This window comes from Streptomyces sp. PSU-S4-23 (genome assembly GCF_055632315.1).
Window position 1 is genome coordinate 8,480,024 of record NZ_JBVMUU010000002.1, and the last position, 15,800, is coordinate 8,495,823.

Genomic DNA, 15,800 nt, shown 5'->3' on the forward strand with positions numbered 1-15,800 from the left:
CGCAGGACGCCGGGGGAGCGCCTCGTCTTGCCCGGGCCGCCGGCCGCCGCCTACAGTTTCGCTCCGTAAAGTTCGCCCACTAGTGCGAAACTTTCGAGGGCGGCCTCAGGGGCCCGGGAAGGACCGCGGCAGATGCGGACGTACGCCAACCCCGTGATCGGCGGGTTCCATCCCGACCCCAGCGTGTGCCGCGTCGGCGCGGACTACTACCTGGTGTGCTCCAGCTTCGAGTACTTCCCCGGCGTGCCCCTCTTCCACAGCCGGGACCTGGTTCACTGGCGGCAGATCGGCAACGTCCTCGACCGGCCGACCCAGTTGGACCTGCCGGACGACGTGCCGGCCTCGGCCGGCGTCTACGCGCCCACGATCCGCCACCACGACGGCCGCTTCTACGTGATCACCACCGACGTCGGCGGCAGGGGCCATCTGATCGTCACCGGCGAGCACCCCGAAGGGCCGTGGTCGGACCCGGTGCCGGTCGCCCTCCCGGGCATCGACCCCGACCTCGCCTGGGACGACGACGGCTCGTGCTGGTGCGCCGTCTCCGGCGTCCGGGTGGCCCGCATCGACCCGGCCACCGGCGAGGTCCTCGAGGGCCCGCTGCCCGTCTGGTCCGGCACGGGACTGCAGCATCCCGAGGCACCGCACCTGTACCGCATCGGCGCCTGGTGGTACCTGATGCTGGCCGAGGGCGGCACCGCGCACGGGCACAGCGTGTCGATCGCCCGCGCCCGGTCCCCGCGCGGCCCCTACGAGCCGGCGCCGGCCAACCCGATCCTCTCCCACCGCAGCACGGACCTGCCGATCCAGAGCACCGGCCACGCCGACCTGGTCCCGGCCCCCGACGGCACCTGGTGGATGCTGCTGCTGGGCACGCGGCCCCGCGGTTACTTCCCCGGGTTCCACGTCCTCGGCCGCGAGACGTTCCTGACGCCGGTGGAGTGGGTGGACGGATGGCCCCGGGTCGGGCCGGTGCGGGAACGGCACCCCGCCCCGGCGGCCTGGCACCCCGTCGGACCCCCGCCGGTCCGGGACGACTTCGACGCCGAAGAGCCGGCGCCGTACTGGATCTCCCCGCGCCGCAGGCCGGACGGCTCCTGGTCGCTGAAGGACCGGCCGGGGTGGCTGACGCTGACGGCGACCGGAAACACCCTGGACCGGGCCGGGCACACGTTCCTCGGCCGCCGGCAGCAGCACCCCGACTGCCGGGTGACCGCCCGCATGGATCCCGGGCCGGGCCGCGGCGGACTGTCCGTCCGCATCGACGAGGCCCACCACTACGACATCGAGGTGTACCGGGGGACGGTGGACGTGCTGGCCCGCATCGGGCCGCTGCGGCAGTGCGTGGCGCGGCATCGGGTGCCCCCGGGAGCAGTGGTCCTGGGCATCGACGTCCGCACGGCCGACGTGCTGCCGCCCACCGTGACCACCGCCCGCCGGGCGGCGGACGGGGCGCTCGGCGTCAGGCCCGGCGGTCCGGACACGATCACCTTCTCCCTCGGCGGGCCCGTACCCGTGCGCCTGGCCGAACTCGACGGCCGCTACCTCTCCACCCAGGTCGCCACCGGCTTCACCGGCCGGGTGATCGGCATGTACGCCACCGGGGGCAGCGTGGCCTTCGACTGGTTCGAGTACGAGCCGACAGCCCGCACCCCGCAATAGGGCCCCGCGCCCACGGACATGACCGGCAGGTCGCCGCGTTCGCGGGGCAGGACGAGCGTGCAGGGGAATCTCACGCCATCTGACGCCGTACCAGCTCGTGCAGCCGCCCGCCCGTGTCCGCCAGGAGCTGCGCCGGCGGCCCCTGCTGGGCGACCTTGCCGTCCTCCATCACGATGACACGATCGGCGTCCAGCACCGTGGACAGACGGTGGGCGATCACGATCCGGGTGGCGTTCAGGGCGCGGGTGCTCTCGATGACCCTGCGCTGGGTCTCGTTGTCCAGCGCGCTCGTCGCCTCGTCGAAGAACAGGATGCGCGGCCGGCGGATCAGCGCCTGGGCGATCATCAGGCGCTGGCGCTGGCCACCCGAGACCGCGCCACTGCCCTGGACGATCGTGTGCAGTCCCATCGGCATGCGCTTGATGTCCTCGGCGAGGCCCGCCATCTCGGCCGCCGCCATCGCCTCCTCAGGCGTGTACGGCTCGGTGCCGCAGATGACGTCCAGGACGGATCCGGAGAACGGCTGGGCGTGCTGGAGCACCACCCCGCACTGACGGCGCACCGCCGACTGGTCGAGCGCCGCGAGATCCTGACCGTCGTACAGGACGCTGCCCGAGACCGGCCTGTCGAAGCCGATCAGCAGACGCAGCAGCGTGGACTTGCCGCAGCCGCTCGGGCCCACGATCGCCACGAACTCGCCCGGCCGCACCGCGAAGGAGACGTCGTCGAGGACCAAGGGCCCGTCGTCGGCGTACCGGAACGAGAGCCGGCGCGCCTCGACGGCGCCGGACAGGACGCCCGGCCGGGTGCTCGCCGCACGCACCTCGGGGGTCGCGTCCAGCACCGGCCTGATCTCCTCGAACAGCGGCAGCGCCGCCACCGCCGAGACGAACGCGCCCGTCAGCTGGGTGACCGAGGTCAGCAGCATCGTCACCGACGTGGTGAAGGTGAGGAAGTCGGCGGCCGACAGCGCGCCCCTCGCCGGCCCGGCCAGCAGCATGAACAGCACCAGCGAGCACAACGGCAGATAGACCGCGCCCATGACCGTGTTGAGGTTCTTGATCCGGCCCACCCTCTGCTGCAGCTCACGGCTGCGGGCGAACTCGCGCGCCCAGGCGGCGTACGCGTAGTTCTCGGCCGCCGCGACCCTCAGCTTGGGCAGGCCGCGCAGCGTCTGGAACGCCTGGTTGTTGAGCTTGTTGGTGAGCCGGACCAGCCGCCGCTGCCAGCGCACCTGCCACAGCCCGAGCCCCAGGAACACGGTGGCGATCACCACCAGCATGCCGATCGCGGCCAGCGCCATGGGCACGCTGTACCACAGCAGCAGCCCCAGGTTCATCGCGCCCACCGTCACCGACTGGGCGACCACCGGACCGACCCCCGCCAGCAGCCGCCGGATCGCGCTGATGCCCATCGCCGCACTGGCCAGCTCGCCGGTGGAGCGTTCGGCGAAGAACTTCGTCGGCAGCCTCAGCAGACGGTCCCAGACGGCCGGCTGGAGCGTCGCCTCGATCCGCCCCTCCAGACGCAGGATGCTCAGGTTCTCCAGCAGCATGAACGCCGCCGCGACCACGCCGCTCACCATGAGGGCCAGACAGACCTGGACGATCAGCCCCTCCTGCGCCCTCGGCACGTACTGGCCGAGCACCTTGCCGGTGGCCACCGGCACCAGGGCGCCGATCGCGACGGTCACCAGGCCGCTGAGCAGGAGGCGGAACAGATCGCCGCCCGTGCCGCGCATGCTGAACCGCAGCAGCCGCAGCGGGTCGAGCCGCTGGTCGGGCAGGGGACGGTAGAACATCACGGCCCGCGGTTCGAACTCCGCCGCGTTCGCCCTTTCGATCGGCGTCTCACGGCCCGACGACGGCTGGACGGCGACATAGCCGCCACGCCGCCACAGCAGCGCGACCGGCGCGCCGGAAAGGGCCCGGTGGCCCACCAGCGGGCCGACGTCGTCGTGCCACCAGCGCCCGTCGAGCCGTACGGCCCTGGTGCGGACGCGGGAGGCGAGCGCGATGCGCTCGACCGGGTCGAGACGGTCGCTCTCCGTGCCGCTCTGCGCGGGCTCGGCGAGGGTGATCCCGGCGGCGCGCGCCACCAGCCTGCACGCCGCGTACGTGGCGTCGGCGTCGGCCGCCGTCGCGCGGGTCGCCGACGGCCTGCCGATCGAGGCGAGCAGCGTCCGGTCGGCCTGCACCCGGACGGCCTCGCCCGCCCTGATGCCCGCGGCCGTGCGCGTCTCGTGGGTGCGCTCCAGTTGCTCGATCCACCGGTCCAGCGTGGCCAGCAGCCGGTACTGCTGGTCGACCATGCCCTGCCAGACGGTGGGGTCCATCAGCAGGTCGGCCGCGGCCTGGGCCCCGTACAGGGAGCCGTACTGGACGCTGCCCGGCGGCACCTGCATCCAGAACACGTCGTCATCGGTGATGTCGGCGGCCCGTTCGGTGGCCATGGGCGCCTGGAAGAGGATCGACAGCCCGCGGCCGACGCCCAGGGCGAGGGCGTACTCCAGCGGGCTCGTCGTCGGAGGCACGTACTGCGGGTTGCCGTACTCGTCGTACGACCAGGTCTGGGTGTCGACGGGCTGGTACAGCTCGCGCAGCTGGATGCGCCGTACCACGCAGTCGCGCACCGGCCGGGCGACCAGCGTGTGCTGGGGGCCGGCCACCGGGCCGAGGAGCAGGGAGCCCGCCTCCAGGCGGCCGAGGTGGTGCCAGTGGCCCTGCACGGCGGCGTCCACCGCGAACAGGTCCAGCGCGCCGGCCGCGACCAGCCACAGCACCTGCGGCCCCTCCAGTTCGAGCCGGCTGTGCCCCGGGCAGTCGATCGGGGTGCCCATCTGGCCCAGGGCGTTCAGGACGAGGTCCCCCTCGTGCACCGCCGTCATCTCACCGCTCCCTGACCAGCTCGGCATACGTCCCGCCGGCCGCCACCAGGGCCTCGTGCCGTCCCCGTTCCACGATCGTCCCGTGCTGGAGCACGACGATCTCGTCGCTGTCGCGCACGGTGCTGAGCCGGTGGGCGATCACCACGCAGGCGCAGCCGCGCTTGCGCAGGTTGTCGATCACGGTCTGCTCGGTCTCCGCGTCCAGCGCGCTGGTCACCTCGTCGAGGACCAGGATGCTGGGGTCGCGCACCAGTGCCCGTGCGATCTCCAGGCGTTGGCGCTGCCCGCCGGAGAAGTTGCGCCCGTCCTGCTCGACCCGGCTGTGGATGCCGCCGGGCCGGCGCGTGATCACGTCGTACAGGGCCGCGTCCCGCAGCGCGGCGACCACCGCGTCGTCCGGGATCGACGGGTCCCACAGCGTCACGTTGTCGCGGACCGTGCCCTCGAAGAGGAAGACGTCCTGGTCGACGAAGGACACGGAGGCGGCGAGCGCACCGCGCGGAATGTCCTCCAGACGCTGCCCGTCGATCCGGATCACGCCCTCCCACGGCGCGTACAGGCCCGCGATGAGCCTGGACACCGTGGACTTCCCGCTGCCGGAGCCGCCGACCAGCGCCACCTGCCGGCCCGGGCCGACCGTCAGGCTGAAGCCGCTCAGCAGCGGCTTGTCGAGCGGGCTGTAGCCGAACGTGATGTCCTCCAGCTCGACATGGCCGTGCAGCCGGCGCGTCGACTCGCCGCCGCCGGAGCGGCCGTAGAGCGGGTCGGCCTGGAAGTTCTCGACGTCCTTGAGACGGGCCACGTCCGCCGCGAAGTCCTGGATACGGCCCGCGACGCCGTTGAGGCGGGTGATCGGCGCGGTGAACCGGGTCACCAGGGCCTGGAAGGCGACCAGCAGACCCACCGAGATATGGCCCTCGACCGCCCGCAGACCGCCGATCCACAGGATCAGCGCGCTGTTGAGGGTGGCGAGCGTCGGCGCGACCACCCCCAGCCAGGCGCTCGGCGCCCCGAGCCGCTGCTGCTCCTCCAGCGTGGTGGCGTGCTGCCCGGCCCACTTGCGGAAGTAGCCGTCCTCGCCGCCGGTCGCCTTCATCGTCTCGATCAACTGCAGGCCGGTGTAAGCGGTGTTGGTCAGCCGCGCGCTGTCCGCCCGCAGTTTCGCCGTGCGCGTCGCCCGCAGCCGTACGACGACCCGCATCGCCACCACGTTCACCAGCGCCACCCCGATGCCGACGAACGTCAGCTGCGGGTCGTACGTGTACAGCAGCACCGCGTAGAGCACGACGACGACCGCGTCGACGCCCGCCGCGGCGAGGTCGCGGGCCAGCGTCTCGGCGACCGTGTCGTTGGACTGGAGCCGCTGCACCAGGTCGGCGGGGCTGCGCTGGGCGAAGAACGTCACCGGCAGGCGCAGCAGATGCCGCAGGAAGCGGGCGCTGGAGAGGGTGGAGGAGATGATCCGGCCGCGCAGCAGATTCGCCTGCTGCAGCCAGGTCAGCACCACCGTGAGCAGCACACACGCGGCCATCGACGTGAACAGCACGCCGAGCAGCGAGGTCTGTCCGCCGATCAGGAACATGTCGATGTAGGTGCGGCTCAGCGCGGGCAGCGCCGCGCCCACCGCCACCAGCAGGAGGCTGGCCAGGACGGCTGCGGGCATCGTGCCCGACGTGCCGCGCAGCCGGGCCGGCATGGCGCCCAGGACGCCCGGCCGGCGGCCGCCCCTGGTGAAGCCCTCACCCGGCTCCATCACCAGCACGACCCCGGTGAAGCTGGTGTCGAAGTCCTCCATCGGGACGAAACGCCGGCCCTTGCCGGGGTCGTTGACGTACACGCCCCGGCGGCCGAAGCGGCGGCCCATGCCGTCGTAGACGACGTAGTGGTTGAACTCCCAGAACAGGATCGCCGGCGCCTCGACCTCGGCGAGCGCCGCCGTGTCCATCTGCATGCCCTTGGCCGTCAGACCGTAACTGCGGGCCGCCTTCAGGAGGTTGCTGGCGCGCGAGCCGTCGCGGGAGACCCCGCAGGCGATGCGCAGCTCCTCGAGGGGGACGTGCCGGCCGTAGTGGCCGAGCACCATGGCCAGCGAGGCCGCGCCGCACTCCACGGCCTCCATCTGCAGCACCGTGGGTGTGCGGACACTCTTCCGCCTGCCCTTGGGCGCGGTGCGCTTAGGCGGTGCGGCCCGGCGTCTGCCCCGGACGGGGGGCAGGGTGTCCTGGGGAGCGGTCACGGCAGCAGCCAATCGACGGGACGCTGATCGGCCATGCGGATCGAACCCGTGGCCAGGGTCATGGAGGAGAGGGGGAAGGGCGGGCCGTCCGCGGACGACCAGGCGTAGCCGCTCTCGGTGCCGGAGGACCTGTCGAGCCGTACGAGCACCGCCACCGGCCGGCCCTTCCGGGTGAACTGCTCACCGAGCTGGCTGTCCCCGAGGAACGCGGCGATCCGCTGCGGCGACTGGGCCGTGCGGTCCACCGACTTCACATGGCCGCGCAGTACGCCGTACCGCTGGGCCGGCACCGACTGGACGGTGAGGTCGACGGAGGCGTTCGCGGGGATGGCGGCGGCGTTCTCGGCGGGCACGTAGACCGTCGCGTACAACGGGTCCGAGGCGTGGGCGACCTTCTCCACCGCGGCCACGTCCGCCCCCGTCCGGATGATCTGGCCGATGGCGGCGGCGAGCGCGGTGACACGGCCCGCGGCGACCGTGCGGACCACCGAGTCGCCCTGGGCGGTGCGGACCTTGAGGACGGGTGAGCCGGCCGGCAGCCGTTCACCCTCCCTGGCGAGGACGGCGGTGACCTGCCCGGCGACCGGGCTCTGCAGGATGTAACTGCCCTGCCCGTGCGTGAGGACGGCGGGCGCGCCGACCGTGGAGGCCACCGAGCCGGTGACGGCCCAGACGGACGCGGCGGCCATCACGACCACCGTCACGGACAGCACGAGCCAGCCCTGGGGGCGGGCGAAGCGCACCGGGAGGTCGAGCTCCTCGGGCGACTGCAGCTTGGCGAGGGCCTGCTGGCGGAACTGCACGGGACTTTCCCTCACCTGCGGGCGGCTGAGGACCGGCTCGGAGGAGCCGGGCGGACTACGGGGGACGGGCCCGCGCCGGGGCCGGACGACGGCATCCGAGAGTCCCGGAACCGGGGCGGTTCCGGGACTCAGCGGCACACGAGTGCGATCAGAGGCCGGAGACCAGGCCGGTGACCGGGGCCGTGTTCAGGCCGGTGACGCCCTCGACGGTGCCGACGACGGTGTTGACCAGACCGGACACCGGGGCGACGCCGTCCACCAGGCCGGTGACGGTGCCGACGGCGTTCAGCTGCAGGCCACCGGAAACGGCGTCGAGCTCGGCGTCCGAGATCTCGGCGGTCTCAACCTGGGGGGTGGAGTTCATGACGGAACTTCCCTTCATATGGATATTCACAAGGGGGAGAGCGGCCCCCTCTGGGGACAGATGGTCGGCCGCATCCGCGGGCGCCTGTCACCCGTTGCCGGGAGCCTGTCAGCGTCCCCCGCGGTGCAACGGATCAAAGCACGCCGACGCACGGCGATTCCAATCAACCAGCGCTCTCACCAGGGAACTTGATGTCCCGACGGCTCGATCCGTGCAGGCGTGCGCACGGCTTGGCGGCGACTTCTTCACATGCTGCGCGGCATCGACGCGTACGGCCCCTTGCCGCTCGAACCCCGAATGGGACAGTCCCCTCCCAATGGCGCGGCCCCCGGCGCACGACTGTGCAGATCCGTCGTGCGCGGTGACTTGCTTGCGCATTCGATGTGCAGATTCGCTGAAGCCGGAATTCCGTTCGAGGGGGAGGACCGACCGTCATCGACCCGTCGCGGAACGTGCCGGAGTGGTTCTTTTCGCTGAAGCACGCCCCGGCGGCCGTGTTTGCCGTCTATCGCACGCTTTCGCATACGCCAACTCGGCCAGTTGCCGGACCGCTTGAACACCCCACCTGACGCGTGCGTATCAACAGGCATCCAGGCGCCCCCAGTTCAGCTGCCGGACGGCGGCAACACACCCCGTCCCCAGGAGGTCGAGAGTTGAGTCACAAACGCATACCCAAGCGCAAGGCCGCGATCGCGGCGGGAAGCGTGGCGGCGCTCGGAGCTGCGGCCCTACTGCTGCCCAACGCCAACGCGTCGCAGACGGACTCGTCGGACGCCACCCCGAAGACGTTCAAGGCGGCGGATGTCCCGGCCCTCGTCTCGCAGATCGCCTCCCAGCTGGGCGACGCCTTCGCAGGCTCGTACTACAACGCGGACAAGCAGCAGATCGTCGTCAACGTGGTCGGCGACAACAGCAATGTCGTCAACACCGTCAGAAAGGCGGGCGCGGTCCCCAACACGGTGCAGAACAGCACCTCCACGCTCCAGGCCGCCGCCAAGGAGCTCAGGACCAAGGCGACGATCCCGGGCACCGCGTGGTCCGTCGACCCCAAGACCAACGAGATCCGGGTCACCGCCGACAGCACCGTCACCGGCACCCGGTGGGACACGCTGCAGTCGACGGTCCAGAACCTCGGCTCGGGCGTGGCGACCGTCAAGAAGTCCGCGGGCACCTTCAAGACGTTCGTGTCGGGCGGCGACGCCATCTTCGCGCAGGCGGGCGGCGGCGGCATCCGCTGCTCCCTCGGCTTCAACGTCACCGCGAGCGACGGCAGTCCGGCCTTCCTGACGGCCGGTCACTGCGGAGTCGCGGCGAAGCAGTGGTCCGACTCCCAGACCGGCCAGCCGATCGCCACCGTCGACCAGGCCACCTTCCCCGGCAACGGCGACTTCTCGCTCGTCAAGTACGACGACCCCGCCACCCAGGCCCCGAGCGAGGTCAACGTGGGCAACGGGCAGACGGTCCAGATCACCCAGGCCGCGGACGCCGTGGTGGGCCAGCAGGTCTTCCGGATGGGCAGCACCACCGGACTGCACGACGGTACGGTCACCGGCCTCGACGCCACGGTCAACTTCCAGAGCGAGACCGTCCCCGGTGGCGTCGACACCGTCACCGGCCTCATCCAGACCGACGTCTGCGCCGAGGCGGGCGACAGCGGCGGCTCCCTGTTCACCCAGGACGGCAGTGCCATCGGGCTGACCTCGGGCGGCAGCGGCGACTGTACCGCCGGCGGTGAGACCTTCTTCCAGCCGGTGACCACGGCGCTCCAGGCGACCGGCGCGACACTCGGCGCGGGCGCCGGGGGCGGCGCCGCGGGCTCGGGCGACCAGAGCGCGAACCCCGGAGGCACCGCGAGCCCCGGCGGCCAGAGCGGGGCCGGCGACCAGAGCGGCGCGGGAGACCAGACGGCGAGCCCCGGTGGCCAGAGCGGAGCCGGTGACCAGAGCGGAGCCGGCGACCAGAGCGGAGCCGGCGACCAGGCGGGCGGCGCGTCCGACCAGACCGGCGGCGACCAGCCCGGGCAGTCGACGGGCAACGGCGTGAACAACGGCGCCAACGACGGCTCCGGAATCGTGACGAGTCACTGATCCCGGCGCCCTGACGGGCTCCGGCAGGCGGTACGGCGGTCCGGCCCTCCGGCGGAAGGGCCGGACCGCCCCGCGCCCCCGCACGCCTCACGATGTCGTTCGCGCCCGCAAAAGCAGCAACGCCACGTCGTCCAGCCGCTCCTCGGCCGACATGTCCCGTATCAGCCGGTCGGCCAGCGACTCCAGCGACTCGTCGTCGCCGTCGGCGAACACCTCACCCAGATCCGCCAGGGCGTCCTCGATGTCCACGCCGGGGAACTCGATCAGCCCGTCGGTGTAGAGCGCGAGCACCGCACCCGGCGCCAGGGCGAACTCGGTCGTCGGATACCTGACCGGCCCCTCGATGCCGAGCAGCGGCCCGCCGGCCAGGTCCAGCACCCGGACCCGCCCGTCCGGCCTGCGCAGCAGTGGCGGCGGATGCCCGGCCCGCGCCATGACCACCCGTCCCCGGCCGGTGTCGAGCCGGAGGTAGACACAGCTCGCGAACAGGTCGGTGCCCAGGTCGAACAGCAGCCGGTTGGTGCTGCGCATCACCTCCCCCGGCGACTGGCCGACCGTCGTGTAGGCGCGTACGGCCGTACGGATCTGGCCCATCAGGCCCGCCGCCGTCACGTTGTGCCCCTGCACGTCCCCGATCGCGGCGGCCGCCCGCGCACCGGTCGGCACCAGGTCGTAGAAGTCACCCCCGATCTCCATGCCCTGCGTCGCGGGCAGATAGCGCGCGGCCGCCTCGATGCCGGGCAGCGACGGCAGCGAGTGCGGCAGCAGCGCCGCCTGCAGCCCGTGGGCCAGCTGGTGCTTGGCGTCGTACAGGAGCGCCCGCTCCAGCGCCTGTGCGATCAGCCCGCTCAGGCTCGTCAGCACGGCCCGCTCGTCGGCCGGGAAGGCGTGCGGCTCCGTGTACGCGAGCACCCAGGTGCCCACCGGCCGCCCCGAGGCGATGAGGGGCAGATACGCCCACGCGGCCATCCCGTCCGGTGTCCTGTGCCGTGCCGGGTACAGGTGCTCGAGCTGCTGCCGGGAGTCGAAGAAGGCGGGCACCCCGCTGGTCAGGACATGGGTGCCGGGGACCGGTGCGGTCAGCGGCACACCGTTCCAGCGCTCCACCACGGACGGGTCCGGGTAGCCGCGGTGCCCGAGCACACGCAGCCGCCCGCCGTGCGAGCCGAGGATCACCAGGGCCTTGCCGCCCACGGTGGGCGCGATCTCGTCCGCGACCAGCCGCACCACGTCCTGCACCCCGACCGCCTCGGTGAGCGCGCTCGCCAGGCTCAGGACGTGCGAGATCGTCACCAGCCGTGTGCCGCCGTCGCCGTCGCCGGGGGCGGGGGCAGGGGCGGCACGGCTCATCTCGGAGACGGCGCGCGCCCGGGCGATGCGCACGCTCAGCCCGTCGGTGCCCGGGTAGAGGCGGAAGGACAGCCAGGTGCCGGGCGGGCGCAGCGCCAGGAACGACGTCACGCGCCGGCTGATCAGCGCGGCCCGGTAGCGGTCCTCGTACACGGGGTCGTCGAGCCAGGGCACCGCGGACCACAGCAGGGCACCGAGCAGGGTGCCGACGGGGACGCCGAGCATCTCGGCCGCGGCCGGGTTCGCGTAGCCGATCCGCCCGTGCATGTCGAGCGCGCACAGCCCGTACGGCAGCCGCGCCACCATCCGGGCCGCCTCCCTCGAGCCGAGCGTGCCCGCCACGGCCGTCATCGGCAGGGTGGCCAGCAGATCGGGCTCCGCGCCCACCCGCCGGCGCTCGGCCGCGGCCCGCTCCAGCCGCTGTGCGAGCCGGTCGCAGGCCGCCGTCAGACACCGGTGCTCCCGGTCGGGCAACTCGGACGGGCGGGAACCGGGCCAGGTCACGAAGACCGCACCATAGTCCCTGTCCGGCGTGGCCACGGGCATCGCGGCCAGGGCGAACGGGTACGGCAGCACCACCGCGACCCGTGGATAGCGGCTCGCCATCTGCTCCTCGTCGCCGACCCAGACCAGCCGGTGCTCGCGCAGCGCCTCGGCGACCGGCAGCGGCGCGTTGAGCCCGATCCGCTCCCAGGGGGCGGCGAAGGCCCGGGGCAGTCCCGCCATGACCGCCATCTCCAGCACCGGCTCGTCGGGCGCCAGCAGATACACCGCCCCGGAGTGCGCCTGTACGTCGTCCATCATGGCGGCCAGCGCGAGCGACAGCAGCGGGCGCTCCACCGGCGCTCTCACGGCGCCCGGCTCCGGCTCGGGAGTCTTCCCGTCGGGCATGCCGACCACCTCCTCGCACGGCCGTGCCGGGGCCTCAGGCATCAGGCTCCACCCTGGCGGGGCCGTGCGCACGGCGAGCGCGGACGTGCCGGAAACCGGTCCTCCGCACACCGGCCCGTCACTCCCCGTCCGCGCGGACGCCGCCCCACCCGACGGTCAACCGGCCCGTCGGCGCCGTCATCCTGCGGACACCTGTACAAGCGGCCGGCCTCCCGGCGGGGCCGCCCGCCCCCGGCGAGGCCCCGAGGAGCGGCACACGTGCGGCCAGGCACGTGTGCGGCCCGCCGAGCGGCCCGATCCATCGTCCTCGGACCCGCCCACGCGCCTCCCCGCCCGCCCCGTCCGCCCGCCCCGTCCGCCCGCTGCCCCGCCGGGCCCCCGGCGGCTGCTCGCGCCACGTCGCGGGCCTGCGGCCGTCACCCTTCCGCAGGGGCTGCGCTAGGGCCGCGGACGCGCTGTAATTGCGGACGTGGTCAGTGAGGGCGCTGAGGGACGCAGCACGAGGACGCTGCGTGCCGAACTTGCTCTCAAGACGCTCACCGCCGATCTTGATCCGCGGGAGCGCCTGCGTCGTGTGCTCGAAAGCATCCTCGTCTTCACGCACGCGACCCTCGCCGCCGTCTACACCCCGGACGAGGGCGGCGAGCAGTTGCGCCTCACCGAGTCGGTCGGCGTGCCCAAGGCGCTGTACGGGCTGCACGACGCCTACTCCGTCTCCGGCGGGACCCCCGCGGCCCATGTGTGCCGCTCCCGCCAGCCCCTGTGGCTCACACCCGAGGACGTCGGCCGCTGGGCCGACCGGCGCCGGCTGCCCACCGGAGGCTTCTCGCTGGCCCTCCTGCCGTTGCGCGACGGCGGATGCCTCGCGGTCGTCAGCGACGGCCCGGACGGCTTCGACCCCGAGGAACGCGACTGCCTGCGGATGCTCGCCGACGCCGTCGTCGGCCCCGCACCGGCGCCCGCGGGGCCGGGGGCGCTGCCCGGCGGCTCCTTCCTCCTCGCCATGGACAGCGGCCGGGTCGAGGTCGACGACGAGGTGCTGGAGCTGTTCGGCATCGCCCCGGACGCGTTCGACGGCAGGGTCGAGACACTGCTGGCCCGGACCGTGCCGGAGGACCTGCCCTCCCTGATGTCGGTGGTCGAACCGGACCCCCTGTCCATCGGCGACCGGGAACTGGAGTTCCGCATCCTCCAGCCCTCCGGCGAGCCGAGGTGGCTGCGGCTGCGAGGGCGCGTAGTGCCCGCCGGCGAGGGCGCCCCGGCGCGGCTCGCCGGAGCGATCGCCGACGCCTCCAAGCTGCGGCCCGCCGTCAGCGACGTGACCCGCATCCAGCGGCTCGCGGCCGCCCTCGCCACCGCGGGCACCGTCCGCGACGTCGGCCAGGCCGTGGTCGCCGCCCTGCGCAAGCCGCTGCGGGCCGATCGCATCGCCCTCGCGGAGCTGGAGGCCGACCGGCTCGTCGTCACCGTCCTCGACCCGCCCGACCCGGAGTCCTGGCCCGAGCTGTGGCGCACCGAGTGGCGTTCGGAGTGGCCCGACGCGCCCGTACGCGCCATGCCGACCCTCGCCGCGGCGCTCAGGGACGGCCGGGCCGCCATCTGGCCCGCCGGTACGGACCTGGAGCCCGCGCTCGCCGACGTCGGCCCCGGCGGCCTCGCCGTGCTGCCGCTGCCCGCCGGCGGGCGCATGGCCGGCGCCTGCCTGGTCGGCTGGGACAGCCCGCACGACTTCGGCCCCGAGGAACGCGCCCTGCTCACCGCCGCCGCGGGCCTCGCCGGACAGGCCCTGGTGCGCGCCCGCGCCTTCGACGCCGAGCACGAGCTGATCGGCATGCTGCAGCGCGCTCTCCTCCCGCGCCGCCTGCCCGCACTGACCGGCGCGGTCGCCGTGGCACGCTATCTGCCCACCACCGCGGGCCTGGAGCTCGGCGGCGACTGGTACGACGTCATCCCGCTGCCCGAGAACCATGTGGCGCTCGTCATCGGCGACGTCCAGGGCCACAACGCCGGCGCCGCCACCCTGATGGGCCAGATGCGCACCGCACTGCGCGCGTACGCCGCCGAGGGCCACCCCCCGGACGTGGTCGTCTCCCACGCCAACCGGCTCCTCGTGGACATGGAGTCCGACCTCTTCGCGACCTGCTGCTATGTCGACCTGGACATGGAGGAGGGCACCGCCTGGTGCGTCCGTGCCGGCCATCTGCCGCCCGTGCTGCGTCACCCGGACGGGAGCACGGAGATCACCGAGTCGGAGGGCGGACCGCCTCTCGGGGTCCTCACCCAGGCCGACTTCCCGATGAGCCCGCTCCGGCTGCAGCCCGGCGCGGTCCTCGCCCTGACCACGGACGGCCTGGTGGAGTCCGTCGACCGCGACCAGGAGGAGGGCCTCGCGCTGCTGGCCGGTGAACTGTCCGCCGCCGACCCCGGGCACCTCGGGCTCGTCGCGGACGCCCTGCTCGCCGGGGCCAACCGAAGCGACGACGTGGCCCTGCTCCTGGTGCGCTACGACGGCCTGGCACGGCGCCCGCTGCGCGAGAGCTGGACCGTGTGGCGGGTGCCGGAAGCCGCCCGGCACGCCCGCCGCTTCACCCGCCGCACCATGCGCGCCTGGGGAGTGGCGGACGAACTCGACACCATCCTCCTCGTCGTCTCCGAACTCGTCACCAACGCCCTCGTCCACACCGACGGCCAGGTCCGCCTCGATCTCACCCTCGTCAACCACCGGCTGCGCGTCGCGGTCGCCGACGCCTCACCGCGTTCACCGGTCAAGCCGACGAGCATCGGCTGGGAGGCGACCGGTGGCCGCGGCATCCTGCTCGTGGAGGCCATGTCGGTGGCGTGGGGCACGCTTCCGGTCAGCGGCGGCAAACAGGTGTGGGCCGACCTCCTCCTGGAGGAGCCGCCGGCGAATGCGTCCGGGGAGCCGCCGGCCAGGGCGCCCACCTGACGGCGGACGCCCCCGTCCGCACGCCATGGCACCCTGGTGCCGTGCGCCTGCTCCTCCTGTCCGACACCCATCTGCCCCGGCGCGCCAGGGAACTGCCCCCGCAACTGCTCGCCGAACTCCCGCGTGCCGACGTGGTCGTCCACGCCGGTGACTGGGCGGACGTCGCCACCCTCGACCTGCTGGAGAGCCGGTCCGCCCGGCTGATCGGCGTCCACGGCAACAACGACGGGCCCGCCCTGCGCGCTCGGCTCCCCGAGGTGGCCCGTGCCGACCTCGGCGGTCTGCGCCTCGGCGTGGTCCACGAGACCGGCCCCGCCCAGGGTCGCGAGCGCCGCTGCGCCGAGCGCTTCCCCGACCTCGATGTGCTGGTCTTCGGACACAGCCACATCCCCTGGGACACCACGACGGACACCGGCCTGCGCCTGCTCAACCCCGGCTCCCCGACCGACCGGCGCCGTCAGCCCCACTGCACCTACATGACGGCGACGGTGACCGGCGGTGTGCTGGCGGACGTGGAGCTGCACCGCCTGCCCCCGCACCCCGGGCGCCCGTCGAGGGCCTGACCGCGACGGG

Annotated in this window: 9 protein-coding genes; 4 read left to right on the forward strand and 5 right to left on the reverse strand. The window is 73.3% G+C overall.

Going from position 1 to position 15,800, the window contains the following annotated elements; all coding sequences use genetic code 11:
- The first annotated feature begins 132 nt into the window (after positions 1 to 132).
- Positions 133 to 1,662, forward strand: a complete 1,530-nt coding sequence (locus tag ACZ79I_RS38315) for a glycoside hydrolase family 43 protein (RefSeq protein WP_471504213.1) — start codon at positions 133 to 135, stop codon at positions 1,660 to 1,662.
- A 70-nt stretch (positions 1,663 to 1,732) separates the two neighbouring features.
- Here ACZ79I_RS38315 and ACZ79I_RS38320 read toward each other — a convergent pair whose 3' ends face one another.
- The 4 genes from ACZ79I_RS38320 to ACZ79I_RS38335 form a co-directional block, all read right to left on the reverse strand.
- Positions 1,733 to 4,549 carry an NHLP bacteriocin export ABC transporter permease/ATPase subunit gene (locus ACZ79I_RS38320; RefSeq protein ID WP_471504215.1) on the reverse strand — a complete coding sequence of 939 codons (2,817 nt, stop codon included), beginning with the start codon at positions 4,547 to 4,549 and terminating at the stop codon, positions 1,733 to 1,735.
- Between the two features lies 1 nt (position 4,550).
- A complete protein-coding gene (locus ACZ79I_RS38325) occupies positions 4,551 to 6,785 on the reverse strand; it encodes an NHLP family bacteriocin export ABC transporter peptidase/permease/ATPase subunit (RefSeq protein WP_471504217.1) in 2,235 nt (744 codons plus the stop codon).
- The gene (locus ACZ79I_RS38330) at positions 6,782 to 7,588 is read right to left on the reverse strand and encodes a hypothetical protein (protein WP_471504220.1); all 807 of its coding nucleotides are present in this window, start codon (positions 7,586 to 7,588) and stop codon (positions 6,782 to 6,784) included. Before ACZ79I_RS38330 ends, ACZ79I_RS38325 begins: the two co-directional genes overlap by 4 nt.
- Positions 7,589 to 7,736: 148 nt before the next feature.
- The gene (locus tag ACZ79I_RS38335; RefSeq protein WP_471504223.1) at positions 7,737 to 7,952 is read right to left on the reverse strand and encodes a type A2 lantipeptide; all 216 of its coding nucleotides are present in this window, start codon (positions 7,950 to 7,952) and stop codon (positions 7,737 to 7,739) included.
- A gap of 653 nt (positions 7,953 to 8,605) precedes the next feature.
- Here ACZ79I_RS38335 and ACZ79I_RS38340 point away from each other — a divergent pair.
- Positions 8,606 to 10,039 (forward strand): S1 family peptidase, encoded by a 1,434-nt coding sequence (locus tag ACZ79I_RS38340; protein ID WP_471504225.1) that lies wholly within the window; start codon positions 8,606 to 8,608, stop codon positions 10,037 to 10,039.
- 87 nt (positions 10,040 to 10,126) lie between these two features.
- Here ACZ79I_RS38340 and ACZ79I_RS38345 read toward each other — a convergent pair whose 3' ends face one another.
- Complete coding sequence (locus tag ACZ79I_RS38345; protein WP_471504227.1) at positions 10,127 to 12,280, reverse strand: SpoIIE family protein phosphatase; 2,154 nt, start codon at positions 12,278 to 12,280, stop codon at positions 10,127 to 10,129.
- Positions 12,281 to 12,749: 469 nt separating this feature from the next.
- Between ACZ79I_RS38345 and ACZ79I_RS38350 the strand changes: the two genes are divergently transcribed.
- Complete coding sequence (locus ACZ79I_RS38350; RefSeq protein WP_471504229.1) at positions 12,750 to 15,227, forward strand: SpoIIE family protein phosphatase; 2,478 nt, start codon at positions 12,750 to 12,752, stop codon at positions 15,225 to 15,227.
- 41 nt (positions 15,228 to 15,268) lie between these two features.
- The gene (locus tag ACZ79I_RS38355) at positions 15,269 to 15,790 is read left to right on the forward strand and encodes a metallophosphoesterase family protein (RefSeq protein ID WP_471504231.1); all 522 of its coding nucleotides are present in this window, start codon (positions 15,269 to 15,271) and stop codon (positions 15,788 to 15,790) included.
- Positions 15,791 to 15,800: the final 10 nt, after the last annotated feature.